Origin of the sequence: Listeria sp. PSOL-1, from assembly GCF_902806445.1 — a bacterium.
Taxonomy (GTDB): Bacteria; Bacillota; Bacilli; order Lactobacillales; family Listeriaceae; genus Listeria.
The window spans coordinates 254,572-281,439 of the sequence record NZ_LR760298.1; the positions used below are offsets into that span (position 1 = coordinate 254,572).

General features: G+C 35.8%; 23 protein-coding genes. 20 read left to right on the forward strand and 3 right to left on the reverse strand.

Annotation, left to right across the window (positions count from 1 at the left end):
• The first annotated feature begins 281 nt into the window (after positions 1-281).
• The 8 genes from G6Q10_RS01240 to G6Q10_RS01275 all read left to right on the forward strand — a co-directional run bounded on the left by G6Q10_RS01240 (position 282) and on the right by G6Q10_RS01275 (position 6,801).
• Positions 282-1,187: an iron-hydroxamate ABC transporter substrate-binding protein gene (locus G6Q10_RS01240; RefSeq protein ID WP_163652061.1), complete on the forward strand. Its 906-nt coding sequence runs from the start codon at positions 282-284 to the stop codon at positions 1,185-1,187.
• A 17-nt stretch (positions 1,188-1,204) separates the two neighbouring features.
• Positions 1,205-2,185 (forward strand): FecCD family ABC transporter permease, encoded by a 981-nt coding sequence (locus G6Q10_RS01245; protein WP_163652063.1) that lies wholly within the window; start codon positions 1,205-1,207, stop codon positions 2,183-2,185.
• A complete protein-coding gene (locus tag G6Q10_RS01250) occupies positions 2,185-3,168 on the forward strand; it encodes a FecCD family ABC transporter permease (RefSeq protein ID WP_163655649.1) in 984 nt (327 codons plus the stop codon). The genes G6Q10_RS01245 and G6Q10_RS01250 overlap by 1 nt, the downstream gene beginning before the upstream one ends.
• 287 nt (positions 3,169-3,455) lie before the next feature.
• Entirely contained in the window at positions 3,456-3,917 is a 462-nt protein-coding gene (gene tsaE / locus G6Q10_RS01255) for a tRNA (adenosine(37)-N6)-threonylcarbamoyltransferase complex ATPase subunit type 1 TsaE (RefSeq protein ID WP_163652065.1), read from the forward strand.
• A complete protein-coding gene (gene tsaB, locus G6Q10_RS01260; RefSeq protein WP_163652068.1) occupies positions 3,914-4,603 on the forward strand; it encodes a tRNA (adenosine(37)-N6)-threonylcarbamoyltransferase complex dimerization subunit type 1 TsaB in 690 nt (229 codons plus the stop codon). The genes tsaE and tsaB overlap by 4 nt, the downstream gene beginning before the upstream one ends.
• Entirely contained in the window at positions 4,600-5,046 is a 447-nt protein-coding gene (rimI, locus tag G6Q10_RS01265; protein WP_163652070.1) for a ribosomal protein S18-alanine N-acetyltransferase, read from the forward strand. The genes tsaB and rimI overlap by 4 nt, the downstream gene beginning before the upstream one ends.
• Positions 5,043-6,077, forward strand: coding sequence for a tRNA (adenosine(37)-N6)-threonylcarbamoyltransferase complex transferase subunit TsaD (gene tsaD, locus G6Q10_RS01270; protein ID WP_163652072.1), 1,035 nt, complete (start codon positions 5,043-5,045; stop codon positions 6,075-6,077). Before rimI ends, tsaD begins: the two co-directional genes overlap by 4 nt.
• Positions 6,070-6,801 (forward strand): epoxyqueuosine reductase QueH, encoded by a 732-nt coding sequence (locus G6Q10_RS01275; RefSeq protein WP_163652074.1) that lies wholly within the window; start codon positions 6,070-6,072, stop codon positions 6,799-6,801. Before tsaD ends, G6Q10_RS01275 begins: the two co-directional genes overlap by 8 nt.
• 202 nt (positions 6,802-7,003) lie before the next feature.
• Here the strand turns inward: G6Q10_RS01275 and G6Q10_RS01280 are convergent, their stop codons facing one another.
• Positions 7,004-7,435, reverse strand: coding sequence for a MerR family transcriptional regulator (locus G6Q10_RS01280; RefSeq protein ID WP_163652075.1), 432 nt, complete (start codon positions 7,433-7,435; stop codon positions 7,004-7,006).
• 114 nt (positions 7,436-7,549) lie between these two features.
• On the opposite strand from G6Q10_RS01280, the gene G6Q10_RS01285 reads away from it, so the two are divergent.
• The 6 genes from G6Q10_RS01285 to G6Q10_RS01310 all read left to right on the forward strand — a co-directional run bounded on the left by G6Q10_RS01285 (position 7,550) and on the right by G6Q10_RS01310 (position 14,635).
• A complete protein-coding gene (locus G6Q10_RS01285; RefSeq protein WP_163652077.1) occupies positions 7,550-8,575 on the forward strand; it encodes an SDR family oxidoreductase in 1,026 nt (341 codons plus the stop codon).
• Between the two features lie 307 nt (positions 8,576-8,882).
• Entirely contained in the window at positions 8,883-9,635 is a 753-nt protein-coding gene (locus G6Q10_RS01290) for a flavodoxin family protein (protein ID WP_163652079.1), read from the forward strand.
• 283 nt (positions 9,636-9,918) lie between these two features.
• A complete protein-coding gene (locus tag G6Q10_RS01295; protein ID WP_163652081.1) occupies positions 9,919-10,365 on the forward strand; it encodes a fructose PTS transporter subunit IIA in 447 nt (148 codons plus the stop codon).
• A 15-nt stretch (positions 10,366-10,380) separates the two neighbouring features.
• A complete protein-coding gene (locus tag G6Q10_RS01300; protein ID WP_197914072.1) occupies positions 10,381-11,838 on the forward strand; it encodes a PTS fructose-like transporter subunit IIBC in 1,458 nt (485 codons plus the stop codon).
• A 16-nt stretch (positions 11,839-11,854) separates the two neighbouring features.
• Entirely contained in the window at positions 11,855-13,018 is a 1,164-nt protein-coding gene (locus G6Q10_RS01305; RefSeq protein WP_197914073.1) for a MalY/PatB family protein, read from the forward strand.
• 3 nt (positions 13,019-13,021) lie between these two features.
• Positions 13,022-14,635: an HTH domain-containing protein gene (locus G6Q10_RS01310; RefSeq protein ID WP_163655651.1), complete on the forward strand. Its 1,614-nt coding sequence runs from the start codon at positions 13,022-13,024 to the stop codon at positions 14,633-14,635.
• Between the two features lie 58 nt (positions 14,636-14,693).
• Here the strand turns inward: G6Q10_RS01310 and G6Q10_RS01315 are convergent, their stop codons facing one another.
• On the reverse strand, positions 14,694-16,652 hold the full coding sequence (locus G6Q10_RS01315) for an ABC-F family ATP-binding cassette domain-containing protein (protein WP_163652088.1): 1,959 nt from the start codon (positions 16,650-16,652) through the stop codon (positions 14,694-14,696).
• Positions 16,653-16,953: 301 nt separating this feature from the next.
• Here G6Q10_RS01315 and G6Q10_RS01320 point away from each other — a divergent pair, with 301 nt between their 5' ends.
• Positions 16,954-17,601 (forward strand): redox-sensing transcriptional repressor Rex, encoded by a 648-nt coding sequence (locus G6Q10_RS01320; protein WP_163652090.1) that lies wholly within the window; start codon positions 16,954-16,956, stop codon positions 17,599-17,601.
• Positions 17,602-17,710: 109 nt separating this feature from the next.
• Positions 17,711-18,424 (forward strand): DUF2238 domain-containing protein, encoded by a 714-nt coding sequence (locus G6Q10_RS01325; RefSeq protein ID WP_163655653.1) that lies wholly within the window; start codon positions 17,711-17,713, stop codon positions 18,422-18,424.
• A gap of 210 nt (positions 18,425-18,634) precedes the next feature.
• Here G6Q10_RS01325 and G6Q10_RS01330 read toward each other — a convergent pair whose 3' ends face one another.
• Positions 18,635-20,458 carry an LTA synthase family protein gene (locus G6Q10_RS01330; protein ID WP_163652093.1) on the reverse strand — a complete coding sequence of 608 codons (1,824 nt, stop codon included), beginning with the start codon at positions 20,456-20,458 and terminating at the stop codon, positions 18,635-18,637.
• Between the two features lie 164 nt (positions 20,459-20,622).
• Between G6Q10_RS01330 and G6Q10_RS01335 the strand changes: the two genes are divergently transcribed.
• The 4 genes from G6Q10_RS01335 (at position 20,623) to G6Q10_RS01350 (ending at position 26,867) form a co-directional block, all read left to right on the forward strand.
• On the forward strand, positions 20,623-21,435 hold the full coding sequence (locus tag G6Q10_RS01335) for a hypothetical protein (RefSeq protein ID WP_163652095.1): 813 nt from the start codon (positions 20,623-20,625) through the stop codon (positions 21,433-21,435).
• A 154-nt stretch (positions 21,436-21,589) separates the two neighbouring features.
• Positions 21,590-22,981: a branched-chain amino acid transporter BcaP gene (locus G6Q10_RS01340; RefSeq protein ID WP_163652097.1), complete on the forward strand. Its 1,392-nt coding sequence runs from the start codon at positions 21,590-21,592 to the stop codon at positions 22,979-22,981.
• Between the two features lie 129 nt (positions 22,982-23,110).
• On the forward strand, positions 23,111-24,070 hold the full coding sequence (locus tag G6Q10_RS01345) for a magnesium transporter CorA family protein (protein ID WP_163652099.1): 960 nt from the start codon (positions 23,111-23,113) through the stop codon (positions 24,068-24,070).
• A gap of 106 nt (positions 24,071-24,176) precedes the next feature.
• A complete protein-coding gene (locus tag G6Q10_RS01350) occupies positions 24,177-26,867 on the forward strand; it encodes a YhgE/Pip domain-containing protein (RefSeq protein WP_163652101.1) in 2,691 nt (896 codons plus the stop codon).
• Position 26,868: the final 1 nt, after the last annotated feature.

Below are 26,868 nucleotides of genomic sequence, written 5' to 3' on the forward strand. Positions count from 1 at the left end.
CGTTATCAAAAAAGGAACAGGAATAAGAAACGTTTAAATTGGCTTCTTTCATTCGCAACACCTCTTTATCTTTTGTTACTATACTATATCCGTTTTCACGAGGAATAAACTTTTTCTGCTAAAAATGAGTCTAAAGATGCCCTTTTTAGAAAAATTTGGATAAATAGTGGTTCGTCTATTTCAGGTTTAATTGACTAATGAGGATTGACAGAAGTACTCATTAGCGGCTATGATAGATATAAGTGAGAATGGTTATCAATTGTGAGGAGGGAAATGTTTTTATGAAAAAAATTGGTTTATTTGTTGCTTTACTTATGATTAGTCTCGTGCTTGTTGCTTGTGGTGAGGATAATAAAACCAGCGAGAAAGAAAATAAAACGATAACATTTAAAGCGGAGAGTGGCGATATACAAGTTCCGCGGGCACCAAAACGAGTGGTGGTATTATCTGCTTATGCAGGGGATTTAATTAAGCTTGGGATACATATCGTTGGTGTAGATTCCTTTAGTAAAGATAACCCTAATTTTAAAAAATCATTAAAAGATGCTAAAACGGTGTCAGATGAAGATATTGAAGATATTATTGCTTTGAAACCTGATTTAATTATCGGCTTATCCACGATAAAAAACCAAGATAAATTGAAAAAAATTGCTCCTGTAGTTACATTTACATACGGAAAATTAGATTATTTAAATCAACATATTGCCATTGGCAAAGTCGTGAATAAAGAAAACGAAGCTAAAAAATGGGCCGCTGATTTTAAAAAACGAGCAGAAAAAACGGGTGAACAAATTAAAGCAAAAATCGGAGCGGATAAAACCATTTCTGTTGCTGAGAAATTCAGTAAAGAGATTTACGTCTTCGGGGATAATTGGGGACGTGGGACAGAAATTCTGTATCAAACAATGAAACTTAAAATGCCTGATAATGTGAAGAAAAAGGCATTGAAACCGGGATATTATGCGGTATCTCCAGAAGAATTACCAAATTATACAGGAGATTACTTAATCTTGAATAAAAATTCAGCGGTAGATAATTCTTTTATGAAAACAACTGTTTATCAAAATATGCCAGCTGTGAAAAACCATCATGTATTGGAAGTTAATACGAAATCATTTTACTTTAACGATGCAACAACGCTTGAATACCAACTAAAAACCTTTCAGAAATTCTTTTTACTTAAATGAAGAAATGATGTGTTTATATGTCAATCAAAGTCTCATTGCCTGTTAAATTTATAATCATCTCTTTACTTCTAGCGATTACAGCGATTTTGGCGCTGATGCTTGGCTCTGTCAACTATACGCTTTCTTATTTGTGGGATGGATTTGTGCACGGAGCACATATGAAGGAGATGATGACATTAAATGAACTTCGTGTTCCGCGGATTATTGCTGCAATCTTTGTTGGTGCGGCGCTTGGTATTTCAGGAACAATTATGCAAGCCGTCACAAGAAATCCACTTGCTGATCCAGGACTTTTAGGTGTGACGGCTGGTGCAAATGCTGCGATCGCATTTGTGCTTGCTTTTATACCAGGAATCGCTTTTTTAGGGATGGAATTTTCGGCCTTTATTGGTGCGGCTGTAGGAACACTTTTGGTTCTTGCTTTAAGTAAATCAAAGGATATGTTTAAAATTATTATAGCAGGTGCAGCGATTTCAGCTTTTTTAACGGCATTATCAAGTGCAATTGGTTTGATTTTTAAAACGAGTAAAGATATGAATATGTGGACAGCGGGGGGATTAATTGGTGTTACCTGGACTGAGGTGAAGATGGTTGTTCCGGTTATTTTAATCACACTTTTAATCAGCCTCTTTTTTTCTAAGCAAATTGGCATTTTAACGATGAGTGATGAAGTTGCTATAGGACTTGGTTTGCCTGTTCGTAGCTTGCGTGTGCTTTTATTTTTACTCGTTGCGATTTTAACTGGACTGGCAGTTACACTTATTGGTAATTTGGCGTTTATTGGTTTAATTGTGCCGCATATTGCGCGCTTTATTGTTGGGTATGATTATAAATCTATTTTGCCAATGTCTTGTTTTATTGGGGCGTTGCTTTTACTTATTTCAGATTTACTTAGCAGGGTTTTGACTGCACCATTTGAAATTCCAATTATTGCTATCATTTCGGTGCTTGGATTTCCCTTCTTTTTATATATTGTGCGAAAGGGAGGGGTTAAATGATGGTTAAATCGAAAAGGTTTTCTTTTTCATTTGTGATCTGCGTTTTTTCGGTTGTCTTGGTTTTGACTGCGCTTTTAAGCTTAACACTTGGGACACAAGCATTAGCGTTTAACCGGATTTTTGCTATTGTAACCGGCCAGGGAACCGGATTAGAAAATTTTATCTTATTTAATTTACGTTTGCCGCGTCTTTTGATCGTTTTATTAGCTGGTGTTAGTATTGTTATTTCAGGGGCACTTTTGCAAACATTGTTAAAAAATGATTTAGCGGATCCGGGGATCATTGGTGTGAATTCTGGAGCTGGTGTTGGAGTTGCTCTTTTTTTCCTATTTGTTCCCTTTCAAGTAGAAACATTTGGTCGTTTTTTGCCACTTGCTGGTGGAATTTTTGGGATAATTACTGCTTTTTTAATCGTTTTATTTTCGAAAAATAATCCGAGGCTGCTTATTTTAAACGGGATCGGTTTTTCTTTTGCTTTGTCCGGTTTGATGGTTTTATTGATGTCTTCAGCAGATCGTAATAAAGTTGATTTTCTTGCTAAGTGGTTATCTGGTTCGATTTGGGGAACGGATTGGGTATATGTTGTGATTTTAGCGCTGGTGCTTTTCTTTTGTTTACCTTTTATTTTTTATCATACAAAAGTGCTTGATATTTTGCTGCTTGATGAATATACAGCGGTTAATCTTGGACTTAAGACATCGTTTTGGCGTGTCGTTTTGCTTTTGCTTGCTGTCATTTTAGCTGCTGTGGCTGTAAGTGTAACTGGGACAATCACTTTTCTTGGCTTGATTGGACCGCATATCGCGAAGTCATTTGTAGGGCCAAAGCATCGCTATCTTTTGCCAATTAGCATGTTAATTGGTGGCGAACTTTTTTTACTGGCGGATATCATTTCGAAATATGCGCATTTGCCTGTTGGGATTTTGCTTGCCTTCATTGGTAGCCCTTATTTTATTTATTTATTATTACGGAAAAATCATTAGAGAAGAACTCTTAACCTACACAAAATAAATCGGTGACAAGCGCTCGCATTGAAAAAAATTGAGAGAAGCTGGAAATAAGCGTCTGGTAAACTTCTTCAATACAAACGCTTTCGCTCGATCCATTGCATTCGACATGTAAGAATCTATGCTAATTGTATTTTTTTTAAAATAAAGCTGAATCGCATCGTGTCAAAGATTTGATGGTAGCCTAATTGTTTGTTTAAAAAAGGATAAATATCAGAGTTTGTGGTATGATATGGTAAGAAAATAATAAATAGGTGAAAAAAATGAAATTTGAACAGCAAGTTAAAAGTGCTGAGGAGACTCATCGTATAGCTAAAAAATTAGGTGAACATCTTCATGCAGGAGATGTTATTTTGCTTGAAGGGAATCTAGGTGCTGGAAAGACAACTTTTACAAAAGGTATAGCTGAAGGGTTAGCAATTACTGAATTGATTAAAAGTCCAACGTTTACAATAATTCGTGAATATAAAAGTGGTAGATTACTACTTTATCATATGGATGTTTACCGGCTTGAAGAAGGCGGGGCATTTGATTTAGGTTTTGAGGAATATTTTGAAGGAATGGGTGTCTGTGTTGTTGAATGGGCACAATTTATTGCAGAAGTTTTGCCAGATGAATTTTTGAAAATTACAATCAATCATGTTGAGGGAGATGCGCGGGATTTAGTTGTTGAAACAGTTGGTGCGCGGTATGAGCAACTGGGGATGGAGGTTTTTAAAAAATGATTTTAGGTATAGATACGGCAACTGATATTATGGCGGTTTCGCTTTATCACCAAGAAAAAGTGCTTGGTGAATATACAACGAATCTTAAGAAAAACCATAGTATACGCCTTTTACCAGCCATTGATATGTTGATGAAAGAATGCCAAGTTAAGATAGCTGATCTTGAAAAAATCGCAGTTGCTGAAGGACCAGGTTCGTATACTGGTTTAAGAATTGGGGTGTCTACTGCGAAGACGCTTGCTTGGGATTTAGGAATTCCACTTGTTGGCGTTTCTTCTTTAGAAATCATCGCGAGTCCGGGGTTATTTTTTTCTGGGAAAATTGTGCCACTCATTGATGCTAGGCGTGATAATGTATATGCTGGAGTATATGAAACAGCTGATAATGAGTTAATCACTGTGAAAAAGGATCAACATATGGCGTTAGACGATTTGTTGCAATCTTTACCGCAAAATGGCGATAAATATTTATTTATTGGAGACATTTCATCAAGTTTTCATGAAAAAATCCAAGGTCATTTTGGTCAGCACGCTGAATTTGCTATGGCAGAGAATATTTCTCGTGCAGGCTATTTAGCACGTGTTGCTGAAACGCGACAAAAAGCAGATGTCCATTCATTTGTGCCTAAATATTTAAAGCTTGCAGAAGCAGAAAGTAAGTGGCTTGAAGCGGGGCACGAAAAATGACTTTGACATTTAGAGAAGCTTTGATTCAAGATATTGCAGCGCTTGTAACCATTGAAGCACTTAGCTTCCCTACACCATGGACAGAAGGAGCTTTTCGAAATGAGCTTCTTTTTAATGAATATGCTTACTATTTGCTAATAGAAGAAGATGGCGAAGTGGTTGGTTATGCTGGAATCTGGTTTATCCTTGATGAAGGGCACGTTACAAATATTGCGATTCATCCTTCGTTTCGGGGGAAGAAGTACGGGGAATATTTGCTTAAAGAACTACTTAGGCGTGCTAAAGAGAAAGGTGCTATGCATGTAACGCTTGAAGTGCGCACGAGTAATCTAATTGCACAAAATTTATATCGTAAATTTGAATTTCAAAACGGCGCGCTCCGAAAAAAATATTATTCAGATAATGGGGAGGACGCGCTAGTAATGTGGGTGGATTTATCATGACAAAAAAACAAACACTTATTCTTGGTATTGAGTCAAGCTGTGATGAAACAGCTGCTGCGGTTGTAAGAAATGGCCATGAAATTTTATCAAATGTGGTGGCTTCACAAATCGATAGCCATAAGCGATTCGGTGGAGTTGTTCCGGAAATTGCTTCAAGACATCACGTTGAACAAATAACGATTGTGATTGAAGAGGCGTTAACACAAGCAGATGTCTCGTTAGCCGAGATTGACGGAATTGCGGTTACAGAAGGGCCGGGACTAGTTGGTGCTTTACTTATTGGGGTAAATGCTGCTAAAACATTAGCATTCTCTCATCAAATTCCGCTCATTGGTGTTCATCATATTGCTGGACATATTTATGCGAATCGTTTTGAAACAGCGATGAAGTTTCCCTTACTAGCTCTTGTTGTTAGCGGTGGGCATACTGAGCTTGTATTGATGCGCGCACACAATGATTTTGAAATTATTGGGGAAACGCGTGATGATGCTGCTGGAGAAGCTTATGATAAAGTTGCACGAGCTCTTGGTCTTTCTTATCCTGGTGGCGTTGAAATTGATAAACTTGCACAAACAGGTGAGGACACTTTCCATTTTCCACGTGCGATGTTAAATGAAGATAACTTTGATTTTAGTTTTAGTGGTTTAAAATCAGCATTTATTAATACACTGCATAATATGCGTCAAAAAGATTTGGAACCAAGCCCTGCTGATATGGCAGCTAGTTTTCAAGAAAGCGTGGTTGATGTTTTAGTTAATAAGACGCTGCGTGCTGCTAAAAAGTATCAAGTAAAGCAACTTCTTTTAGCTGGTGGCGTTGCGGCTAATAAAGGGCTACGTGCGCGTCTCATTCAGGAAGCTGAAGTGGAAATATCAGATGTTTCGCTCGTTATCCCGCCACTTTCACTTTGCGGGGATAATGCCGCAATGATTGCTGCTGCAGGAACAATTGCTTATCAAAAATGCCAATTTGGTAATTTAGCGATGAATGCTGAACCAGGATTGACATTTAATGAGGTGCAAAATGATTGATAGCACAGCTATTTTAGCAAAGCTAAATAAGGATCAAAAAATCAATTACGATAAAGTTTTACAAAAAGTAATCAAAACTTGGTTGCAAGCAAATGCACGACCAAAGATTTTGTTGCATAGTTGTTGTGCGCCGTGTAGTACGTATTCGTTAGCCTATTTAAATGAATTTGCGGATATTACGATTTACTTTGCTAATTCCAATATTCATCCGCGAGCTGAATATTTGCGCCGTGAGTTGGTACAAAAGCAGTTCATTGAAGCGTTTAATCAAAAGAACGGGGCGGAAATTCAATTTTTAGCCGCGCCGTATGAGCCAAATCAATTTATTGATATGGTACAGAAAAATAAATTAGCAGATGAGCCAGAAGGTGGTTCGCGATGTGCGGCATGTTTTCAAATGAGGCTAGATATTGTTGCTAAAAAAGCTGAAGAATTAGGCTATGATTATTTTGGCAGTGCCCTAACCTTATCACCTAAAAAGGATAGCGGACAAATTAATGAAATTGGTTTAGAGGTACAACGTTTTTTTGAAACAAAGTATTTACCAAGTGATTTCAAAAAGAATAATGGTTATCAAAAATCGATTGAAATGTGTAAGGAATATAATGTCTATCGTCAATGTTACTGTGGTTGTATCTTTGCAGCAAAGCGTCAAGAGGTTGACTTGAAGCAGGTTAAAAAAGAGGCGCAAGCGTTTGTTGATAAGTATGGGAAAACGGAGTGAAGGCTTGAATTGTATGAGTCTTATTCTTTACCGTTTATAGTGGACCCATGAACATACGAGAGCGTGGATTTTATATGTCGAATACGACAAATTTTATATTGAAGAGGTTTGCTAGAAGCCGGAAATAGAGCGTACGACTGTACGTGAGAACCGGGAGCCTGGCAAACCTTTTCAATGTGAGCGCGTGTCGTCGTTTTAATGATTAATAAGGGTTCTTAAGAGAGGCCTGTTCTTTTTCATTTCGAACAAAATCTCGTTGCTTTTCGATGATTTTTGCTGCCATTGGAGAATTATAGACATCTAATTTTTGTTCGACACCTTTTAAATTTTTCTTTAGTAGTTCAATTTCCGCTAAAACATTATTTCGATGAATAGCAAGCAGTTCTTTTCGGTCTTTTATTGTAGTAACACCCTGCATACAGTATGTGATGTACGTACGAATGTCTTTGATGGCCATTCCTGTGCCTTTTAAACAGCAAATTGTCCGCATAAACTCTAAATCAGATTCTGTAAATTCTCGGTAACCAGATTTGTTTTTTGAAACGAAAGGGAGTAGTCCCTTCTTGTCATAATAACGTATGGTATAGATGCTTATATTAAGTATTTCAGAAACTTCTTTAATTGTATAAGTCATTTTTTTCTCCAAAATAATAAAATGATTGCCTTAGACTATAGTCTAGGGTATATGATGATTATAACTTAGAGGGACTTTATAGTAAATAAAAATGTATTTTGGAGGAATGTTTTTATGAAAGAGCAAGTTTTAGTTACGGGTGGTACAGGTTTCATGGGATTGCATATTATCTTTCAATTGTTGAAAGGTGGTTATCGTGTGAAAACGACCGTTCGATCACTTGCAAGAAAAGATGAGGTTTTAGCGACTTTAAGTAGAAATGGTATTCAGCATTTAGAGGAATTGACGTTTATTGAAGCAGATTTATCTAGCGATGAGCATTGGGAAGAAGCAATGAAAGGCTGTAGCTATGTTTTAAGTGTTGCATCACCAGTGTTTTTTGACATACCCAAAAACGAAGATGAAGCCATTCGACCAGCAGTAGAAGGAATATTACGTATTTTAAAAGCAGCTTCTAAAGCTGATGTCAAGCGTGTTGTCATGACATCGAACTTCGGAGCTATCGGATTTAGCAATAAAGATTTAAATACGGTAACAACAGAAAAGGATTGGACAGACGAATTTGAAAAAGGACTATCTATTTATGAAAAATCAAAACTTTTAGCTGAAAAAGCAGCTTGGGATTTTGTTGAAAAAGAAAACGAGTTAGAACTTGTAACAATCAATCCTGTGGCGGTTTTTGGTCCTTCGTTAAATCGTCATGTTTCGGAAAGTTTTAATTTATTAAAAATGTTAATAAACCCAAATACAAAACGAATTCCAAATCTTCCTCTCAATGTTGTAGACGTTCGTGATGTAGCCGATTTACACATTCGTGCTATGACAAATCCAAAAGCAGCTATGCAACGGTTTATTGCTTCTTCTGATGGAGAAATTTCACTACTAGAAATTGCGCAATTAATTAAGCGCAATCGTCCAGAACTAGCCGATCAAGTGGTCACAAAAACAGTCCCTAATTGGCAGATAAAATTGGCTTCATTATTTAGTAAACATGCAAAAGAAGGTCGATTATTTTTAGAAATGAACCGGCAAGTCAGCAATTCAAAAGCAAAAGAACTCTTAGAATGGCAACCTATTTCAACAAAAGAAGAAGCGGCTCTTTTAGCCGTAGATAGCTTGGAGAAAAATACGGATAAGTAAGTGCTGATCATAAACGCAAAAAACTAGAATAGATAAAAGCGATACCATTTTAGAAAAGTGAAATTAACCATCTGAAAAGGAGTAAAAAAATGAGCGATATGAATAAATGATAAAGCATGCAGTCTAAGATTCGTTTTACGCAAGTTAAAAATAAGGTAGATCCTAGTATTAAAATCAATCATTGAGGTCGATTATCTAAATTCTGATATGCTCTCTTTAGTAAAGTTATGATACAATAAAAGACGGAATTTAATGATGGGAGCCTGAACTTCAACATTCTTTTATTTAAATAATAAGGAGGAGTGAAATGAAAGTAATCGGGATACTAGGAACTACCAACAAAATTGGCTTGACTGCTCAAATGTTAGACGAGGTTTTACTTGGAGCAAAAGAAAATGGTTGTGAAACGATGTGCCTCTATTTAGGAGATCAGGATTTAAAGGGGAATAACTTGAGACAAATCGGTCAAGAAATTGAACAAGCAGATTGTTTGATATTTGCAACACCAACTTATTGGAATGGGATGAGTGGCCTATTAAAGAATTTTTTTGATGTTTATCGAAACCAATTCGTGTTAACCTCATCAAAAGCTCAGCTCATTCCTTATCGTTTGAAGGGGAAATCATACATAACGATTACGTCTTGTTATAAAGGTAGTTTTGAAAATATCGTAGCCGGAGTAACCAATACAACATTCAATCAAATTGATGACATCACAAGACAAGCAGGCATGCATAGAATGGCAGAATTAGTATTGACGAATACATTTCGAAAAAAAGAGCTGTCTAAGAAGAAAAAAGAAGAAGCTTATACATTAGGGGTAAAAATAGCAAAGCGGCAAAAACGAGGAGGTTTTACTTTGAAACGTTATATCCAGCTTTTTTTTATGTTAGCCATAACAACACTAATTGTGATGGGGGCTCAAGTTGGACTAGAGAAATTAGGCGGGTTTAAATTGGAGTCTTTCTGGATGCGTTATATGACCTTTGTTATCTTGTTTTTCCTCTTTCTTTCCGTAATGCTACGTACGGTTACTTTATATAATCATAAGAGACGTTGAGTGATCAGCTACGTACGAATAGCGTAAATTCTACATTTCGAATACGACAAATCGAGCGAAAGCATTTGTATTTAAAAAGTTTGCCAGAAGCCGGAAAGCGCGTACGATTGTGCGTGAGAACCGAAAGTCTGGCAAACTTTTTTTAATCGCGCGCGTGTGTTGCCGATTTATTTTGTTTATGACCCAAATTTTTTGTCACTTCATCTGCGACAAAAAGAATGTTAACGTTTTCTTCCATACAGCATATACTAGTTTTATAAGATATGAAGTGAGGGATATGAAGATGACATTTATTGAAAAAAATTTGATTAACTTACAAACAGAATTTACAAATCAAAAAGAAGCTTTTCGTTATTTAGCAAATTTAGCTTTTGAAAATGGGCGTACAACAAGCGTTGAATCAGTTTATCAAGGTTTAGTAGAGAGAGAACAAGAATCAACAACAGGATTTGGCAAAAATATAGCTATTCCACATACCAAAAATAAAGCTGTAAAAGAACCAACTATTTTGGTTGTAAGGAATGGCAAGCTGATGGAATGGCAAGCATTAGATAATCAACCAGTCCATACATTAATTTGCTTACTAGTACCTGATAATAAAGATGATGTTCATTTACGATTGCTTGCAAAGATTAGTCGTAAATTGATGCATACAGAATTTACCGATTTGTTGAAAAATGGAAATGCGGAACAAATACTAAATGAAATTAATTTAGTATTAAATCATTAATAAGGAGTGAGAAAAATGAAGATTGTAGGAATTACCAATTGTCCAGCAGGTATAGCCCATACTTATATGGTAGCTGAAGCGATTGAACAAAAGTGTAAATCACTCGGTTACGAGGTTCATATCGAAACACAAGGTGCTAGCGGGGTGGAAAATAAACTAACAAACGCTCAAATCGAAGCAGCAGATTATGTCATTTTGGCATTAGGAAAAGGGTTATCAGTTGAAGATCGAGCCCGTTTCGATGGAAAAAAAGTAGTTGAACTTCCTGTTTCTGACGCGCTTAAACATATTGATACATTATTTGATAACATTGAACAAAAAGCAACGACTTTACATGCTTCTAAGGTAAAATTAGGCAATGATCAACCTGTTGTCAAAGAGGGAATTATGAGCTACCTCATGGCTGGTGTGTCAGCTGCTTTACCTTTTGTCGTTGGTGGTGGTTTGCTCGTTGCTTTAGGCAGTATGCTTATTCAGTTTGGTATGCCTAATGTAGCGCTTAGTGAAGGGGTTCGTCCATCACTTGCTTGGATTTTGACTGCAATCGGGAATTTGGGTTTTACTTTTATGATCCCAATTATGGGTGCATATATTGCTAGCGCGATTGGTGATAAACCAGCGTTTGCACCAGCATTTTTGGTTACTTATTTAGCAAATAGCACTGATTTACTTGGAACGAAATCAGGAGCAGGATTTTTAGGTGCTGTGGTCCTTGGTTTATCAATTGGTTATTTTGTAAAATATTTCAAACGAGTAAAACTTAACAAAGCATTTCAACCACTCCTTGGTTCTATGTTAATTCCATTTATTACATTGCTTCTTTTTGGCTTATTGACTTATTTTGCGATTGGCCCAATGATGTCTTGGCTGATGACTGAAATGTTAAGCTTTTTAAATTCAATTCCAACATCAATGAAATTATTTAGTGGCTTTATTATTGGAGCGATGCTTGCTTTTGATATGGGTGGACCGATTAATAAAACAGCATGGTTCTTTGCTTTTTCGCTACTTAGCTCCGGTGTTTATAATTGGTACGGGATTGTTGGGGTTGTAACGCTACTTCCACCTATGGCAGCGGCAATTGCTACATGGATTCGACCAACGCTATTTACAAAACAAGAACGCGGTACAAGTATTAGCGCTTTTATTGTTGGTGCAACGGTGGCGACTGAACCTGCTATTCCTTATGCTTTAGCCGCTCCTATTCCCATGATTGCAGCAAATACATTAGCAGGCGGAATTGCTGGTGCGATTTCGATTATGTTTAATATCGAAAGAATTGCACCAGGAATCGGCATTTTTGATCCATTAATTGGCTTAGAAAAACCATGGTATTTCTTCTATTTAACTGTAGGCGTTGGTTTATTCTTGAATGTTTTGTTTATTATTGTTTTCAAAACAGCTTGGTTAAAGAACCAGGCGAAAAAAGTACAGGAACAAAAGTCAGTTGAGGAAATACAAACAACGATTTAGAAGGGGGGGCATGATTGTGAAAATAGATTTTGACCAACAGATTGATCGAACCGGAACATATAGTACGCAGTGGGATTATACAGTAGATCGTTTTGGTCGAAGTGATATTTTACCATTTTCTATTTCAGATACGGATTTTGCTGTTCCAGATGCCATTCAAGTTGCTTTAAATGAGCGCATGAAGCATCCTGTCTATGGTTATACGCGTTGGAATCATGAGGCCTATAAGCAAAGTATTATTTCTTGGTTTGAAAAAGATCCACGAGTAAAAATAAGACCATCATGGATTGTGTATAGTCCAAGTGTTATGTATACTATTAGCAAGCTGATCTGTCTTTTAACAAAACAAGGTGAGGGTGTTGCTGTTTTTACACCGATGTATGACGCCTTTTTTAGTGCAATTGAAGCGAATAAACGCCTACTTCTAAAAATAGAGTTAGGTGCTGCTGATCAAGGATACCAAATCGACTGGAGCGCGTTAGAACATAATTTTGCTAAGGAGAATACGAAAGTCTTTCTTTTAACAAACCCACATAACCCCACCGGCAAAGTTTTTAGCCCATTAGAATTAAAAAGAATGAATGAGCTTAGCAAGCGTTACAATGTTTTTATTATTTCAGATGATATCCACCGAGATATTATTTTAGGTGAAAAAAAGTATACACCAATCACTTGTTTTGCAGAAGATAATGTGGCGCTTTGTTGTTCAAGTTCAAAAACATTTAATACGCCAGGATTAGGTGGATCTTATGCATTTATCCCTAATGAAAGCTTGCGGGAAAAATTTTTATTTACATTGAAGCAGCGAGATGCTGTATCTTCTGCTAGCATCTTTGGTATTGAAAGTATGATAGCTGGTTATACTCATGGCGAAAAGTATGTACAAGAGCTTCAGCAATATTTAAAAAACAATTTTCACTTTCTTCAAAAATTCCTTGCAGAAAAAATCTCAGAAATTGACTTTGAAATGCCAGAAGCAACTTATTTAGCTTGGCTGAATGTATCAGATATTAAATGGAAACAAGATGAGTTGCAGAATCGTCTAATCAACCGGGGACATGTGGGGATTATGCCTGGAAGCACATACGGAGATCAACAATACCTACGAATGAATATCGGCTGTCCGCTTAAAAAATTAGAGGAGGGATTGAATAGGATGGAGTGGGCGCTGCATTCTTAAATTATGTTAAACGAACGGCAAATAAAAATATTGGACCTGTTACGAGGAAATTTCTTTTTAGGTGAAGAACTAAGCGAATTTTTACATGTTTCAAGGCGGACGATTGTACGCGATATTATCATGATTGACTTTTGGTTAAAAGAAGAGAAAATTGGCTATATTGAGCGTTCTCGTGGTTATAAATTAAACATTATTAATCAGCGTTTGTTGAATAAATTTCTCTTAAAACTAGAAGCAGATGAGCGGACACTTCTTTTTGAACTTTTAACACATGCAGCCCTTTCAATAAGCGAGATTCAAGAAAAATTATATCTTAGTAAAAAAGAAATAATGAACATCATTAAAAATAGCAACGAAAAATATCTCAATTATTTTCAGATTACATCTAAATCTAATAAAGGCATTTTTATTAATGAATCATCCTATAAAAAATTGGATATCCTAAGTAGTTTGTTAGTAAGTAGCGGAGAGAATTTAGTTGTTGACGAAGCTTCTATTTATGAAGAACCATGGATGCGTTACATGACTTCTAAGCAAAAACGAGCGCAATGGCTCGCTTGTCAAACAGCGACGAAATACCATTCATATATGATTGAAAAAGCTGCGTGTTGCAAGCAATTACTGACGATTGATTTATCTCCCATTTTACGGAAGATTAACCAAACGTATAACTTAGTTTATCAAGAGAATAAGCTTTTAGAACAAATTAAAAATCATCTTTTGCGTAACCTTGCTTTTCCAAATTATTTTGACGGCAAAGCGAGTGAACAAATTCGGATTTTAAAGTCAAAAAATCCATTTTCATTCGATTTTAGCACAGCATTTGTCCAACAAATTTCGCTTTATTTTAAAGATGTTTATATTGATCCAGATTACCTTGCACTTTATGTGATCAATGAGGAAAGTATGGCAAGTAATGAAACGATCCACGTATTAATGGCAGAAGATAAGTATTCCATTGGCAGTATTAATTCAATGATGCTAACCGAACAGATTGAAGGGATCGAGGTCGATGTTGTACATACAATGGAAGAAGTAAAAAACGCGCTTAAAAACACGACGTACGACCTCACTATTGGTGAAAAAGAATTTATGCTAACGGAAGCGTTTCGCTTTGATTATCAATATGATGGGCTTTTTAGTAGTACGGATCTGTCTAATATTCGGAAGCGAATTGAACAAGTAACCATTAGAAATCACTTGAAAGAGAATTTTAAAGAAGAGACATTTTATTGTTTAGAGGCAGAAAATAAAGGATTTATAGAAGCACTAAATGCGGGGATGGATTATTTTGTTCGGAAGCAGCTTTTATCTGTTAAAGAAGCTGAACAAATTAAGCTTAGAGAAATTGCTGGAAATCAATTGGTTGTTAACCATGTGTCAATGCCACATATTTCGACACAATTAAATCACCATAGTCAGTTTAGACTGCTATATATCCATTTGAAAGCAGCAGTTTCCTTAAATGATGAATTGATTTATGGAATATTAATTGTTTTAGTAGATCAAAATGCCACCAGTTATTCGCAAATTTTTTCTTATCTTTATAATCATTTAAAAGAAAATGATATAAGAAGTTGTGAAAGTTATGAACAAATATTGGCATTATTGGAATAAGAAGACCTGGAACAAAACAGTGTTTTATGTAAGAAAAATTGTTTTGTTTTAGGCCTCTTTATCTCAATGCTTCTAGTTCTTCACTAATCATTTCCCAATCTTCCATTAAAGCATCTGCTACTTGTCTTAATCCGTCTAATTCGTCTGTAATTCTTAGAGCAGTTTCATGGTTACCAAAGACTTCAGGCTCCGTTAGTTTTTCTTCTAATTCGGCAATTTTAGCATCTGTTTTTTCCATTTGTACTTCGATGTCTGCTAGCTGGCGTGTTTTTTGACGAATGAGTTTTTGACTTTCTTTACTTTCCTTATAAGAGGTTTTGGCACTTTTGGGTTGATTTTGTTTAAGCGTGGTATTGTTTTTTAATTGTTCTTCGCGTTTGAGGCGAGCTATTTCTTTTGCTTCGCTTATTTTTTCTTGGTAATAATCGTAATCACCAAGGTAAACGGTTGTGCCTGTCTGCGTTAATTCAACAATTTTTGAAGCGATCTTGTTAATAAAATAACGATCATGTGAAACAAATAAGATGGTGCCTGCGAAATGGATTAAAGCCGCTTCAAGAATTTCTTTACTTTCGATATCGAGGTGATTGGTTGGCTCATCAAGGATTAAGACATTCGCGTCTAATAAAGTTAGTTTAGCAAGCGCTAATCGAGCTTTTTCGCCACCGCTTAATGTATTGACGATTTTTAAGACATCATCATTGGAAAAGAGGAAGTTGCCTAATGTCGTCCGTATCTCTTGTTCAGTTCGTTCGGGGTAGTCGTCCCAAATTTCATGCAAAATGTTTTTGTTTGATGTCAGTTTTGCTTGTTCTTGATCATAATATCCAATTTTAACACCGATCCCAAATTGGAAATGTCCTGAAATAGCGGGTAGTTCTCCTGTTAAAGTTTTGAGTAAAGTCGTTTTCCCAACGCCATTTGGGCCAATGAGAGAGATGCTATCAGCTCTTTTGGCTTCAAAGGTAATCTGCTCAGCTGTAGCTTGATTGTTAGGGTAACCAATTGAAAGCTCATCGATAGATAAAACATCTTTACCACTTGCTTGTTTAAATGTAAAACCAAAATGAGCTGTTTTTTCATGCCCTTGAGGTCGATCTAAGAAATCTATTTTTTCTAGTTGTTTTCTACGGCTTTGTGCCCGTTTGGTTGTAGCAGAATTCGCGATGTTACGAGCGATGAAATCTTCTAGTTTACTGATTTGTGTTTGCTGTTTGTCAAATTTTTTTAGATCTAATTCAAATTGCGCTTGTTTTTGCTTTAGGTAGTGACTGTAATTTCCCGTGTAACGCTTGATTTTTGTTCGACTGATTTCATAGACTTGGTTTACGACTTTATCGAGGAAATAGCGGTCGTGTGACACGATTAGTAGTGCACCTGAATAGTTTTGTAAATAATTTTCAAGCCAAGATAATGTGGCGATGTCAAGATGGTTTGTAGGCTCATCAAGAATTAAAACATCATGTTTTTCAAGCAATAATTTGGCCAGTGCAAGTCGGGTTTTTTGACCACCACTTAGTGAAGCGATCAATTTGTCAAAATCCTCCTGATAAAAGTGTAAACTATGCAAAATGGAGCGCATTTCTGCTTCGTATTGATAGCCACCAAGCTCTTTAAAACGATGTTGCATGAGATCGTAATCTTTTAAAAGTTGAGCGTAGCTTTCAGGTTGTTCATAGATTTCTGGTTTGCCAAGCTTTTGCTCGAATTCGCGTAGTTCTTGCTCCATCTGTCTTAAATCGTCAAAAACACTTAACATTTCATGCCAGATTGTTTTGCTTGATTCCAGTCCGGTATTTTGCGCTAAATAGCCGATTTTCACTTGTTTTGGTTTTGAAATCGAGCCGCTATCGCTACTCATTTGGCCAGCAATAATTTTTAATAGTGTCGATTTTCCAGCTCCATTTCTACCAACAAGAGCAATACGATCGTTTGTTTTTACTTCTAAAGACATATTTTCTAAAATAAGATCTGCTCCGAAATATTTGTTAATTTGCTGTACTTGTAATAAAATCATTTTTTCCGCTCCTAAATTATTCCTAAGTATAAGTGTATCGCAAAGCTAAGGCACATGCAATGACAGTATCTTTTGATTAGCATGTGAAATGACTAGCATTTATTGTGATTTTACGTTAAAATAAAAAAGATAAAAGAATTAAAGTGTGGTCAGTAAATATTTTTTAGCAAGAGTGAGCAAAAAGTTTGTGCATCATTTGTGAAATGTTTATAGTATAAAAGCAGTCATGTGAATGTGAAAACAGTCTTTTACTGCATCGAACTTTTTAAGGCCAACAAACTAGGAAGAAGGGAATTAAATTATGATGGACGAAACAACGAGGATACCACAAGCAACTGCTAAACGTTTGCCGGTTTATCATCGTTACTTAAAATATTTGCATGAATCGGGAAAAGAACGTGTTTCTTCTGCTGAACTTAGTGAAGCTGTTAAAGTAGATTCAGCAACGATTCGCCGTGATTTTTCATATTTTGGTGCTTTAGGTAAAAAAGGTTACGGTTATAACGTATCCTACATACTGGAATTTTTCAGTAGAACACTAAGTCAAGATAAACAAACAAACGTAGCAATTATTGGTGTAGGGAATCTTGGTATGGCTTTACTGCATTATAACTTTATGAAAAACAATAATATCAAGATTATTGCTGCTTTTGATGTAGACGCTAAAAAAGTTGGAACAATACAACAAGGGATTCCAATTTATCACTTTAATAATATGGAAGAAATTTTAAAAGAAAATAACGTAGAAGTGGTGATTCTTACAGTACCTTCAGAAGAGGCACAAATAACAGTTGATAAACTTCTTGAAGCAAACGTAAAAGGAATCTTAAACTTTACGCCTGCACGGATTAGTGTACCAAAACAAGTACGTGTACACCATATTGATCTGACGACAGAACTACGAACGTTAATTTACTTCTTAGAAAATTATCCGTCAAAAAACGATTAAAAGATTTTACCAATTTATGACGCTGCTTAGGCTTGTTTTGCAGCGTTATATGTTGGTTTTTTTCTATTTTAGTATTTGGAAAAGAAAGGATGGAAGCAAAATGAATTTCTTGAAAAAATTACGCTGGCCACAATGGATTGCAGCATTTATTTTTGTTTCAATGGGTATATCGCTTGTATTTACGATCTTCGAGATTTTTACAGCACCGGTAAGGCAGCCTGTAAAAGGGCCGAAAGTTACGCTTCAAGGAGATTATATCTTTTTATTAGTAGAAATTATTCTTGGTATCGTTATTCTTGCTTTACCAAGTATTTTAGCGCGCCGTTTTAAGTTTCAGATTCCAGGACTTGTTTATATTTTATTTGTTATCTTTCTTTATGGTGCGATTTATTTAGGAACGATTCAGAAATTTTATGCCATTGTACCTTATTGGGATAAAATTTTACACACTTTTAGTGGTGCAATGTTGGGTGCTGGTGGATTCTCCTTTGTTAGCATCTTAAATGCTGATGAGAATGTTGTGATGAAAATGAAACCAGGATTTATCGCGGTTTTTTCATTTTGTTTTGCTGTGACACTTGGAGCCTTTTGGGAAGTATATGAGTATACGTTTGATGGTTTACTTGGGCTGAATATGCAGCGTTTTATGACATCTTCTGGCACGCCACTTGTTGGACGAGCAGCTTTGGCCGATACAATGGGGGATATTATTGTTGATATTGTAGGTGCTCTTGCGATAGCTATCATTGGTTATTTTGCACTTAAGAAAGGTCGACCATGGATGAAACAATTTGAATTTAAGCGCCATAATTGGAAGAAATAATATAGCAGTTTTGGAACATACGCAAAATAAATCGGTGACAAGCGCTCACATTAAAGAAGCTTGCTAGACTGCCGGTTCTCACGTACAGCTTTGTACGCTCCGCTTCTGGCAAACTTCTTTAATACAAACGCTTTCGCTCGATTTAGCCCTACGCTCTATTTCTTTAAGCAATAGCTGAGGCGTATAATGTTCCAGACTCAATGTAGACTTTTATTTACGATCCTTTGCTTGTTTTGGCAAGTTTTCAACATAGCTATCTGAATATTGTAAGAGTTTTCGACTAGCATCAAATTTTTCTTTGACATCGTTTGTTAGCTCTTTTTTTGTACCGGTATAATTTGTTGCTTTTCCTGTTTCAAATGATTCATCAGGTGCATACATGTAATCATTTGCGAGAAAACTTCCTTCAGGCATCGTGTATCTTTCCGGAATAAAATTATTTTTTGTGTTTAAAATATCTTCACCAAACATAATCTGCTTCTTAGCATCTATACCAAGTAGATTTAGAACAGTTGGCATGATATCAATTTCACCGCCGATATTATCAATTTTTCCGGCTAGTTTTGTACCAGGAACATGTAAGTAAAAGGGTATGCGATAATCATCAGCAGGTTGTGCTTTTAATTGACTGCTTTGGTTAACGTATTTTTTCTCCTGCGTATTTAAACTTCCAGTGTTGATAATATGATGGTCTCCGTACATTACAACAATAGAATTGTCCCAAATACCATTCGCCTTTAATTTATCAATGAAATGTCCAAGCTGTTTGTCAGCATAATGGACAGCTTCAAAATAATTGCCTAGTTGTGTATCTTGCAAATCACTTGGAAGCACAAGTTCTTTTTTATCTTCAGGAATGATAAAAGGCATATGGCTGCTTACAGAAATCAATTGTGCATAAAACTTTTGCCCTTTTTTATAATGGTCTTCTAAAATAGGTAATGTCTTATTGTAAAGCACTTCATCGCTTGGTGAAAAACCAATAACGTCATTATTCCCAAAAAAATTACGATCATAAAACTTATCAAAACCGACTGCTGGATAAAATTCATCGCGATCGTAAAAGCTAGCATCATTTGTATGGAATGTTGCTGTTTTATAGTCGTTTTTACCAAGAACACGAGGTAGTGAAGGAATAACACGATCTCCATAAGTTTGTGTATTGGTATAATAACCACTTGGGAAAGTAGACGTATAAACAGACCATTCAGCATCTGCTGTATTTGATTTTGAAACTGTTTGGAAAAATTGATCAGAATAGAGCATTTCGTTTTCCAATTTATCGAGTGTTGGTGTAACGGACTGCCCATTTATTTTTGTACCTGTTAAATTACGTTGAAAGGACTCAAGTTGAATAATAATTAAATTTTTTCCCTTAGCAGCGCCAAAGTAACTAGGTTTTTTCTTAAGCTTAACCCCCTTTAAGTTGCGGATGTTGTCTGCTGTAACATCCGCTGCTTTAACGTGAGCATTGCCAGTTAGAGCCGTCGCGACATTATAAGTGAAAAAGCCCATTTTTTCAGCGCGTTTTTGATCGCTAATAATATTTTTGTGCATCATATCATACGTAAATAAACTAATCAGTAAAATAAGTGATGTTGTACTAAGTCCTAATTTTGTTCGATTAAGTTTAAACGTTTTGAAGCGAATTCCTTTTTTTAGATCAAGGTAGAGAATAATTGGTAAGAGTATTAAATTGATTAAAAATAGCAAATCATACCATTTAAGCAAGCTGGTTGCACTATCTTTCACAACACCTACTTCGCCAATAAGTGAGAAACTGTGATATGTGGCTACTTCATTATAAAAGCGAGCATATAACACAAGAATAAGCATTAAAATTCCAATAAAGGCTGTAACACCAGCATACCAGTAAACATGTGCTCTTTTTGGTGCGAAACTATGTACCAAAAGAAGAGGAATCATAACAAATAAAGAATCCGCACAAAAGCTTAATAAACTTGGATCGCTAAACACTTGGAAATAAGCTAAACCAAATTCACCTATAATCAGTAGAAAAAAAATAATTAACACAGTGTAAGCCTCTTTCTAAAATAAAATTAACGGAAAAATATTAACACTTCCCCATTATTGCTAATTTTACCTCAACGTGTGTATCAGTGCAAATAATACTTTTAAATTTAGGATAAACGTTTTATCTAAAAACGAACGGGAAAACAAAAAATGAGGTGATAAAAATGAAGAAATTATGGATCGCATTATCAACGCTCGGTATCGTCTTTTTAGTTGTTGGCTGTGGAAGTAATCAAGCAAAATCAGATAATACGAATACAGATAAAGGTAAAAAAGTTGAAGATACGGCTATGACAAACGAAAATGATCAACAAAAACAAGGGGAAACAAAAGCCTTAACAGAGCAGCAAGTCTTAGCGGCTACAAAAAAACAAATTGCAGAAAAAGGGATAGCTTTACCAAAACAAATTCCACTTTCATCCAGCAAAATGCACCTTACAGCAACCACAGCAGGTAGTAGTGCAAGCTATGTTGTCGACTTTTTTGAAAGCGACAAGCCCATTCCAATCAATAATGAAAAACTCAAAAATGGACAAAATGCTAAAGAAATAGGCCGTATTGAAAAGAAAACATATTCAAGTGAAAAAGCAGCTGAAGAAGCTATTGGCTATACCGACTTTTCAAAAACAGGTGCTAAACCAGTAGATTTGGGGCATGACATTAAAGGTTATCCCGATGCGGGTGCTGGCAATAAATACATGAATTGGAATGAAGGCAGATGGGCATTGTCCGTACATGCTTCTAATATTAACAATGGGGATTATATGCCGCTTACTAAACAAACGGTTGCTTTTCTGGAAAAAGAATCATTGCCGATTCCAAATAAATATGGCAGTGTCAAACTAGACTCGGAAAAAAATACAAGCCTAACTGGAAATCAAGTGATGTGGCAAGAAGGTCGTACAGTATATATTGTTTATGCAATGGACCCAATGAAAGCATTACAAATGGCTACAAATTTTGATAAAACGAATTAGAAACGAAGCAAACGCTCTGATTCAGCTGTTCCTATCTTTTGATTCGGAGCGTTTTATGCAATATTTTATACTTTTTGCGAAAAAAAGTGTTGACCTTTAAAGCGGTAAAGCATATGATAGAAACATACCTTTTGAAAGTAGGAGAAGAGAAGATATGTTAAAACAACTTTTTAGACGAAAACCAATAGATACGTTATTGGGGCAAATGAGTAGCCATACTCATTTAAAGCAAACGTTAGGCGCATTTGATTTAATGTTGCTTGGTGTCGGTGCTATTATTGGTACTGGTATTTTTATTTTACCAGGAACTGTTGCAGCTATCCATTCTGGTCCAGCCATTGTTTTTTCTTTTATTATTGCAGCAGTTGTATGTGCACTGGCAGCACTTTGCTATTCTGAGTTCGCATCTACAGTCCCTGTTGCCGGTAGTGCGTATACGTATGGCTATGTGATCTTTGGGGAATTTATTGCTTGGCTACTTGGATGGGCACTACTTCTTGAATATGGTTTAGCAGTTGCCTCTGTAGCAAGCGGTTGGTCCTCTTATTTAAATGCCTTTTTATCAGGCTTCCATATTAAAATTCCGCATGCAATCTCAGGTTCTTTTAATCCTGCAGCTGGAACTTTTATTAATTTACCCGCTATTATTATTATTTTCTTAATTGCTTTGTTGCTCACTCGTGGAATTAAAGAGTCAACAAGGGTGAATCGGGTTATGGTTATTTTGAAGGTAAGTGTTATTTTATTATTTATTCTTGTTGGTATTTTTTATGTAAAACCAACCAATTGGCAGCCCTTCATGCCATTTGGTTTTAGCGGTGTGTTAAACGGGGCAGCACTTGTATTCTTTGCTTATTTAGGCTTTGATGCAGTATCATCAGCTGCTGAAGAAGTAAAAAATCCAAAACGCAATATGCCAATTGGAATTATTGGTTCACTTGTGGTTTGTACGCTGCTTTACATGCTCGTATCCATTGTGCTAACAGGTATGGTTTCTTATACGAAGCTCAATGTAACTGATCCAGTAGCATTTGCTTTACAAGTGATTAATCAAAACTGGGTTGCTGGAATTGTTTCACTTGGTGCAGTTGTCGGGATGATTACCGTTATTCTTGTTATGATGTATGGCGGAACAAGACTTGTTTATGCACTTGGACGTGATGGACTTTTACCAAAAAGCATGGCTGAAATTAATCAAAAATATAAAACGCCTGTAAAAAATACATGGACTTACGCAACGATTGTCGCTGTTTTTGCTGGCCTTATCCCACTTGATAAACTTGCCGAGCTTGTTAACATTGGAACGTTGCTTGCATTTATGGTTGTATCACTAGGAATTATCTTTTTACGACGCAAAAAAGATATTGCAAGTGGCGCATTTAAAACACCATTTTATCCAGTACTTCCGATTGTTTCATTTTTATTGTGTGCTTTTTTAATCACGCGTTTATCAGCAGCTACTTGGACTGCTTGTGGCATCTGGTTTGTTATCGGCCTTGTCATCTATTTTGCTTATGGTTTTAGACATAGTCATTTAAATAAATAATAAAAAGGATGTGATTGGGTCATAAATGGTTGACCTAATCACATCTTTTAGTTTGGGGTGTGTACTTTTCGGGAAAGGTTATTGATACGTGTTATGCTTTGCTAGCTAGCAAAAAGAAAGAGGGATTAAATGATTACATATTATAAAACAGCAGAAGACCAGATGATGAAACAAGTCGAACAAGCAGAAGTAGGAACAGGAGCCTGGATTAAAGTTATCGACCCCACAGAATCAGAAATTGAATCTTTAAGTAAACAATATGATATACCAAAAACCTATTTTTTTGATGCACTAGACTCAGAAGAACGCTCTAGAATTGAAATGAAACATGTAGAAGAGAGCTTTACGCATTCACTAGTGATTGTTGAAACGCCCTACCAAACATCAGATGAATTAGGTTATGCAATGTTTGAAACGCTACCAATTGGTATTATTGTAACGCAAGAGATCATTTTAACCATTTCATTAAAAGAAAATCCGATAACGAACCATATTCTGTATTCAAAAGATGATCATTTTGATACCAAAAATCATATTCAATTTTTACTGCAAATGCTATATACCGTATCTTCTTATTTTTTGAAGGATCTGTATAAGTTGATTAGCATGATGAACAAACTTGAAGGCGAAATTAAACAAGCAATGAAAAATGAGCAGCTCTATGCCTTTATGGCGGTTCAAAAAAGTTTAGTGTTTTTTGCTACAGCGCTGCAATCCAACAAAGCTATCCTTGATAAAATGAAAGATTCCGAGCATTTTACTGAAAATCAACTGGATCACGATTTACTTCGTGATGTAATGATTGAAAATAAGCAAGCTATTGCCATGACGGATACATATACACAAATCATCAGTGGAATGTCAGATGTCTTTTCTTCAGTGATTTCCAATAATTTAAACATCGTGATGAAATTCTTAGCTTCATTCACGATTATTTTGTCATTGCCAACAATTATTGGTAGTATTTATGGTATGAATGTAAAGTTACCATTTATGCATGATCGTTTTGCTTTTACGGGGATTATGATTTTTACATTTGTTATTACTGCTTGTGTAACCGTTATTTTTTGGCGTCGAAAATATTTTTAAGTAAGAAAATAAAAGAACAACAAAACTTGCATCTCTTAAAACAAATTTGTATAATGGCTGGGGTTACATAGAAAAGATGATTTTAAGGGAAAAGGAGGTTGCTTTAATGAAAAAAGTATACCAGATCTTCATTCTAGATTGGCGAAGATTATTCAAAGCGCCACTTGCCCTTTTGCTCGTTATTGCGCTCATTATCCTACCTTCACTTTATGCTTGGTTTAACATTAAGGCGCTGTGGGATCCTTATTCAAACACATCAGGCATTAAGGTTGCTGTTGCCATTGATGACAAAGGCACTCAGGTAGAAATTCCTGGTAAAAAGCCTGAAAAAGTCAATGTTGGCGAGGAATTACGAAAAAAACTTAAGAAAAACAATAAGTTAGGCTGGACTTTTGTTTCCAATAAGCAAGCACAAAAGGGCGTAAAAAGTGGTAAATACTATGCGGCGATTCATATTCCAAAAAGTTTTTCTAAAGATATGGTTTCAGTCGTTACTGGCGAGGATAAAAAGCCTAACGTTGATTATTCTGTCAATCAAAAAATTAATGCTATTGCCCCTAAAATGACTGAAAAAGGTGCAACGACAGTCGTAAGCCAGATTAGTACAGAATTTATCGGTACGATTAGTAAAGCTGTATTAACAGCATTTAATCAAGCAGGAATCGATCTTGAAAGCGAGCTTCCAACTCTTAGAAGGCTAAAATCAAAAGTTTTCCAAGTGCAAAATGCTATGCCAGAAATAAAAAAAATGGGTAGTGAAGCTGAAAATCTTGAACAAAAGCTACCTGAATTAAAAGAAAAAGTGAATCAAGTTGTTGAGCTAAATAAAAAAATTCCAGAATTAAACCAAGCGGCAAATGATCTTCTTCGTGTAGAAGAAAAACTGCCATTAATGGATCAGCTTGGCGATGATGTTTTACGCTTACAAAAGAAAATTCCTGAGATTTATCAAGTAGCAGACGATGTAAAAGAGGTAAATGCACATATCGGTACGATTAAAAAAACCGTAAATGATGCTGTAAGTGAATCAGATAAAGCACTAGCTATCATTAATGAAGCACTTTTAGCGGTACCAACTGTAAAACAAATTGCGGATGATGGAAGCCATTACGCAGGTGCGCTAGACCAATTTGTAAATCAAATAGATCAATCTTTCAATCAAGTAGCACCAGCAATAAAAACCAACTTAGAATTAATGAAACAAGTGGCTGATACGATAAAAGGAATTACTGAGCAACTTAAAAATGGGAATTTAAAACCAGAAGATGCCATACGCCTTTTAAATAAAGTCGAGCAACATATTAATAATCTACAATCTTTACTTACAAATCAAATTAATTTGTTAAAAAATTTAAATGATACTTTACCTAATCATCCACTCGATGGCCTCATTGCTGATTTAAGTAGTTTCAATCAATTATTAGCAGACCAAAAAGAAACCATTCAAGCGATTAAAAAAGAATTAGAAGATGGAGCAGAACCCTCAAAAGAATTGGTAGATCGCCTAAATCGCGATGCTACCAAAGTAAGCGACACACTAGCGTCCATTTTAAACAACTACGATTCAGTCATTGTACCAAAAATTCAACAAGGCTTAAATCAAATTGAAAAAGATGTAAAAAATGGTAAAAACCTGCTTGATAATGCTCAAAAGAAAATTCCAGATATCGAAAATGTTTTAAAAAATGCGAAACAGACATTAATTACTGGCCGAGGTTTTCTCAAAGAATTTCAACAAAAAATGCCACAAATCGAAAAGATCCTTGCTGAAACAACTTCGGCAATCAATACGAAGCTAGATCGTGTGATAAATGGCATTAATGAAGCAGCTAATTTTTATAAAAATGATTATCCCGCAGTGAAAGCAAAAATTCATAAAGCAGGACGTTTTATTCGAAATGATCTACCTGGTTTAGAAAAAGAAATAAATCATGCAGCTAATCTTATCCAAGAAAAAATGCCAGAATTTGAAAAAGCTGTTAATATTGCTAGTAGTTTGTCACGAAATGAATTACCACAATTTGATCATGCGATTAATAAGGCTGCTGATAAAATACGTGAATTTGACCGTGATTATGATTTGCAAGAGATTATTAAATTGCTTCGTAATGATGCAAATAAAGATAGTGAATTTATCGCAAATCCTGTGAATTTACACCAAACGGAATACTATAAAATTCCTAATTATGGTTCAGCAAGTGCGCCATTTTATACAGCGCTATGTCTGTGGGTGGGGGCACTGCTCCTTATTTCCTTGCTTCGTGTTGATGTCGCTGCCCCTGTAGGAATGTATAGTAATTATCATCGCTATTTTGGGCGTTTATTTACCTTTCTTGTCATTGGCTTTTGCCAAGCCCTTGTGGTTTCACTTGGAAATATCTTTATTCTAGGTGTAAGCATTGCTGAACCACTCTTACATGTACTTTTTAGTCTTTTTATCAGCTTTGTTTTTATGATTATCGTTTATACGCTTGTATCCTTATTCAATAATGTTGGAAAAGGCGCTGCGATTGTCTTGTTGGTTCTACAAATATCTGGTGCGGGCGGCAATTTCCCAATTCAGGTTTCACCACCGTTTTTCCAAGCTATTTACCCATTCTTGCCATTCACATATGCAGTTAGTTTGCTTAGAGAGAGTGTTGGTGGTGTTTACGGGCCTACGATGTGGACGGATCTTTCTGTCTTAGTTGGTTTTGCCGTATTATTTATCGTTTTCGGCGTGGTATTTAAAAAACCATTAGATAAAATTGTTCCTAAATTAGCGGCTAAAACAAGAAAAAGCAAGCTAATCCATTGAT

Coding starts and splice junctions, on each gene's coding strand:
- G6Q10_RS01240 (WP_163652061.1), top strand. CDS start 282: ATGAAAAAAATTGGTTTATTTGTTGCTTTACTTATGATTAGTCTCGTG.
- G6Q10_RS01245 (WP_163652063.1), top strand. CDS start 1,205: ATGTCAATCAAAGTCTCATTGCCTGTTAAATTTATAATCATCTCTTTA.
- G6Q10_RS01250 (WP_163655649.1), top strand. CDS start 2,185: ATGGTTAAATCGAAAAGGTTTTCTTTTTCATTTGTGATCTGCGTTTTT.
- tsaE (WP_163652065.1), top strand. CDS start 3,456: ATGAAATTTGAACAGCAAGTTAAAAGTGCTGAGGAGACTCATCGTATA.
- tsaB (WP_163652068.1), top strand. CDS start 3,914: ATGATTTTAGGTATAGATACGGCAACTGATATTATGGCGGTTTCGCTT.
- rimI (WP_163652070.1), top strand. CDS start 4,600: ATGACTTTGACATTTAGAGAAGCTTTGATTCAAGATATTGCAGCGCTT.
- tsaD (WP_163652072.1), top strand. CDS start 5,043: ATGACAAAAAAACAAACACTTATTCTTGGTATTGAGTCAAGCTGTGAT.
- G6Q10_RS01275 (WP_163652074.1), top strand. CDS start 6,070: ATGATTGATAGCACAGCTATTTTAGCAAAGCTAAATAAGGATCAAAAA.
- G6Q10_RS01280 (WP_163652075.1), bottom strand. CDS start 7,435: ATGACTTATACAATTAAAGAAGTTTCTGAAATACTTAATATAAGCATC.
- G6Q10_RS01285 (WP_163652077.1), top strand. CDS start 7,550: ATGAAAGAGCAAGTTTTAGTTACGGGTGGTACAGGTTTCATGGGATTG.
- G6Q10_RS01290 (WP_163652079.1), top strand. CDS start 8,883: ATGAAAGTAATCGGGATACTAGGAACTACCAACAAAATTGGCTTGACT.
- G6Q10_RS01295 (WP_163652081.1), top strand. CDS start 9,919: ATGACATTTATTGAAAAAAATTTGATTAACTTACAAACAGAATTTACA.
- G6Q10_RS01300 (WP_197914072.1), top strand. CDS start 10,381: ATGAAGATTGTAGGAATTACCAATTGTCCAGCAGGTATAGCCCATACT.
- G6Q10_RS01310 (WP_163655651.1), top strand. CDS start 13,022: ATGTTAAACGAACGGCAAATAAAAATATTGGACCTGTTACGAGGAAAT.
- G6Q10_RS01315 (WP_163652088.1), bottom strand. CDS start 16,652: ATGATTTTATTACAAGTACAGCAAATTAACAAATATTTCGGAGCAGAT.
- G6Q10_RS01320 (WP_163652090.1), top strand. CDS start 16,954: ATGATGGACGAAACAACGAGGATACCACAAGCAACTGCTAAACGTTTG.
- G6Q10_RS01335 (WP_163652095.1), top strand. CDS start 20,623: ATGAAGAAATTATGGATCGCATTATCAACGCTCGGTATCGTCTTTTTA.
- G6Q10_RS01340 (WP_163652097.1), top strand. CDS start 21,590: ATGTTAAAACAACTTTTTAGACGAAAACCAATAGATACGTTATTGGGG.
- G6Q10_RS01345 (WP_163652099.1), top strand. CDS start 23,111: ATGATTACATATTATAAAACAGCAGAAGACCAGATGATGAAACAAGTC.
- G6Q10_RS01350 (WP_163652101.1), top strand. CDS start 24,177: ATGAAAAAAGTATACCAGATCTTCATTCTAGATTGGCGAAGATTATTC.